Annotated in this window: 3 protein-coding genes; 1 reads left to right on the top strand and 2 read right to left on the bottom strand. The window is 27.0% G+C overall.

Annotation, left to right across the window (positions count from 1 at the left end; genetic code table 11):
• Nucleotides 1–78: 78 nt before the first annotated feature.
• Nucleotides 79–438, top strand: coding sequence for a hypothetical protein (locus ACTHW2_RS04200; RefSeq protein ID WP_442262506.1), 360 nt, complete (start codon nucleotides 79–81; stop codon nucleotides 436–438).
• Nucleotides 439–657: 219 nt separating this feature from the next.
• Here ACTHW2_RS04200 and ACTHW2_RS04195 read toward each other — a convergent pair whose 3' ends face one another.
• The gene (locus ACTHW2_RS04195; protein WP_442262505.1) at nucleotides 658–1797 is read right to left on the bottom strand and encodes a protein kinase family protein; all 1140 of its coding nucleotides are present in this window, start codon (nucleotides 1795–1797) and stop codon (nucleotides 658–660) included.
• 399 nt (nucleotides 1798–2196) lie between these two features.
• A partial coding sequence (locus ACTHW2_RS04190; protein WP_442262503.1) for a class I SAM-dependent DNA methyltransferase occupies nucleotides 2197–4383 on the bottom strand: 2187 nt, incomplete at its 5' end.

Below are 4383 nucleotides of genomic sequence, written 5' to 3'. Positions count from 1 at the left end.
GTAAATAAACGTAGTAAATATGCGAGTTGTAGAGTTCTGCAACGAGCTATAATACTATATAAAAAAAGGAGGCATTGAATGAAAAAATTATTGATAATGATTTTAATCTCATCTTTTATAGTAACAGCTTGCACTACAAATAAAGACACGGAAAAAGATTATATATCTGATGCTAGAGAAATCACTTGGTCGGAAGTTTCTAAAGGAGATGTAAAGGGCATGGAAAACATTACATTTACTGGCAAGGTAATGGAAATAAATGAAAATACTGGTACATTAACAGTTGATCAAGATGAGGGAAGTATTTTTTATGTTAAAGATATTGAAAAGTATAATATTGAAGTAGATGATGAAATAACAATTTGGGGTATTTATATGGGTTACAATAAAGGCTTTCCAATGGTAGATTCTAAAATAATAGAGAAAAAGAGAATGTAAATATCTAGATATTTACTCTTAAGGTTGTAATAGATTTTATTTTATTATCTAAGGTTTACCAATCCTATTGATAAATTTCTTGTTCACATATTCATCATAATGATGAATATGTGTTTAGTTTATTTAACTTAGAAATCTATAATTCTAAAGAGCCCATCCCCATTTAATAGGATACATATAATTTAGTCTATTTCGGTAAGCTATTAATTATTAATTCATTTAAAATGGTATATCGCTATAAGGTTCATTAATTTCTATGCTTTTTAATCTTGCAATTATATTCTCTATTACTATGTTTTTAGTATTATTAGATTGAGCTGATAATAATTTATAAAAATCAATTACATGTTTTACATATATATCTTTATTTTTATTATAATTATAATTATGTACACTATCTATTAGGAAACAATTTACCAAATAATTATTATTTTGTATATAAGTTTCTAAAGCGCTTTCCTTAATTATATTACCTATATTTTCTAATATAATATCATAGTTATTTTCAAATTTAGGTTCTTGTGAGAAAAAATTTATATGATTACATAAGTCAGTCGCAAATCTAATATATACACTTTTTTCATATTCCGTAAAATCTATCTGTTCTAAAACATCATTTGATAATGAATTTAATATATTCGTAAATGACTCAATCCTTTTATCAGGATTGGTAATAATCATTCTATCTAATATGTATTCATATTTGAAGTTCTCTATGCAGTTATCTTCTAACAGTTTTATAAACATTTTTCCTAGAAAATATATATCTGTTTTGTGGTCATATTTCCAATCACTTACCTCATCTGGTAATTCACTTACAGGCCAATTTAATAGAACACTAGCGTCATTAGTATTATCAGCTATAACATTTTTCCCAAACCCGAAATCAATAATTTTCACTACTCCTTCTTTGGTTATTAAAACATTATCTGGTTTTATATCCCTATGAATTATTGAATTTTCTTCCATATAACTAAAACCTTCAATTAATTGAATAAAAACATTTTCAAATGTCTCTACCTGTGTTGAGAATAAATACTCCCTTATATTTTGTCCATCTATATATTCCATTATTATAAAGCCTGCAGTGTTTAGAGGATACAAATAATAATTATAAATTCTAACTATATTAGTATGAGATAGTAAGTATAATATTTTTATTTCATCAATAAATCTTAAAAAACAATCTTCTTTGTCATTTGTATTAGATGGTAAGTATTTTTTACATACAAAATAAGTATCTAATATCTCATCTTTTAATAAAGCAGTTTTTCCAGTTCCTCCTTGTCCTATAAACTTTTTAAATATATAATCCTTACTTCTTGTAAATTCTAAAATTTCATTCTCTTCCAATCCCATAAATGCACCTTCTTTTCTTTATTTTTGCAGCTTAATATTGTTAGAACTAACCCTATATAGGACAATATTATTAAGAGTTTTTATGATTTTCTTTAGTTTTTATAATTATACATATTATAATATTAATAAATTATTGTGATCTCAAATTTATAGCTCATTCCAACAACCAATATAATTCTCCCTTTAAAGCTTTTACTTGATTCAAATGTTTCATAAAAGGTATTTTATCTTTAAGTATTAATATAGTATATTCTCTTTAAATTAATTTCAAACTCTATAGCATGTCTATCGACTTTTTATATTTATGCATATTTTTAAATAGTTCTATCGATTCAAGACGTGATAAATTGAGATCACTCTCTAGTAAGTCCTATTTAATTTTATATTTAAATAATAATTCTATTTTCCACTTGTTAGTTGATCATACATTTTCATAAGTTCAGCTACACATTCAGATTCACTCATGTTTTTCCAATTAAATCCATAAGCTTCCATAACTGCTTTATCATTTTCTTGATGAGCTATAATTAAATCTGAAGGCATAGCTATCTCATCATACATATCAGCTAAACTAGACCCTATATGATTTTTACGTATATTAATTATATTTTTAGCTGTTACTATTATCTTTTCTTTTTGATTTTCAGTAGGATTTACCCATGGAAAAGTATTATATACTATTCTATTTGAATATCTATAATCTGATTTTAATCTACCTGCTACTGTTCTCATCCATGCATTATGAACATTTGATATTAGCACTCCAAACAAATATAAATTCCCATTTTCTAACATAAAATGTGGATCTGCTGCCCATACTTTCTTAGAAACAAATCCTATAGGTAGATACTTTCTTTTTCCTGATGATACTTGTGGTATAAATATATAATCATTTTTTGGAATAGATAATTTTACATATTGTTTAGGGAAATCCTTTAATTTATGATTCTTATTTATTCTTAACTCTGAAACATTTCTTATTAACTCCATTGCCTTTGGCATTTTTCTTAAATCTGAAATTGGACAATTTTCTAAATATAAACAATAACGTTTTTTATTATTTAAAAATTCAAATCCACCTAAGTATTCATGAAAATACTTCGCTGATAAAGGTTCCTTTTTTACAAAATCAATCATTTCTTCTTCTTTGAAAACATACTCTTGAGCTCCTACCCTAGTACCTGTTCTTAACTTAGGTACATTAGATAAAGGCTTACCTCTAGATTCAATGCTCATATTTGGAGCTTCCAGTAAGTATCCATTAATATTACCAACTTTTTTAACTTGTGAATTTGATATATGTATATATTTGTTAATTCTTTCCTTTTTTGAAAATCCTATTATTACACAATGAACTGCCGCTTTATCTTTTGCTTCACTATTCCACTTAAATGTTTGATATGCAAAGTTTATTACAATTTTATCCTTCTCGAAAATATTTCTCGCCATTATAGGCACCTGTTCACCTTGAGTGATACTATTAGTTGAAACAAATGCACATTCAATATCAGTTCCATTAATAAAGTCTCCAGACTTTTTATACCAGCCTCCAACATAATCAAGTTTGCCTATACCACTTTTTTGTTTAAAAACTTTTTTTAATTCTTCTGTTTGCTCTTTATCCATATATCGAGAACCTATAAATGGTGGATTTCCCATAATATAGTTTAACACATCCTTAGATACTACATCTTCCCAATCCATTCTTAAAGCATTGCCTTCAATTATATTTGCATAACTCTCCAATGGTAAGAAATTAATATTAGTATGGATAATATCTTCAGTTTCTTTGATCATTTGTGATTCAGCTATCCATAGAGCTGTTCTTGCAACGGTTACAGCAAAGTCATTTATTTCAATTCCATAGAATTGTCCTATAGATACTTTGATAGGGTTGAAGGCTTCGCCCATTACAATTTGGCTCCCGTAGAGATATTTTATTACTTTGTTTTCTAATCTTCTCAAGGAAAGATATGTTTCTGTTAAAAAGTTACCACTTCCTGCTGCAGGGTCTAAAAATTTAAGGGATGCTAGTTTTTCTTGGAACTCTTCAAGCTTTCTTTTTCTTACCTTGTAGGTTTTAAATTCTTTGATACTTTCGAATTCTTCATTTAAATCATTCATGAACAAAGGATCAGTTACCTTATGTATATTTTTAATTGATGTATAGTGCATACCACCAGATCGTCTTGTTTCTGGGTTTAATGTACTTTCAAAAACTCCTCCAAAGATAGTTGGGCTTATCTTGCTCCAGTCAAAACTAGAGCTTGCTTGATTTAAAATTATATCAATTATTTTTTCATTGATTCTTGGTATAACAATTTCTTCATTTCCAAATAGTTCTCCATTTACATATGGAAATTGGGCTAAATCATCTTCAAGATAAGGATCTCTTTCCGCTGGTTTTTGATCTAATACTCTAAAAAGTTTTATTAAAGCATCTCTAAAATTTAAATCTTTATACTTCATTAAATAGTCATGGAAAATACCATGTGGTCCAAATAGTCCAGCATCTTCGGCATAAAAACAAAATACTAAACGTACGCATAAAACATTTAAATATTTTAAGGTTTGTTCATCTTCTGG

The organism is Tissierella sp., from assembly GCF_052089545.1.
In the GTDB taxonomy this organism is placed as follows: Bacteria; Bacillota; Clostridia; order Tissierellales; family Tissierellaceae; genus Tissierella_A.
The sequence above is the reverse complement of the archived record's forward strand: the minus strand, read 5'-3'. Positions and strand labels throughout refer to the sequence as shown.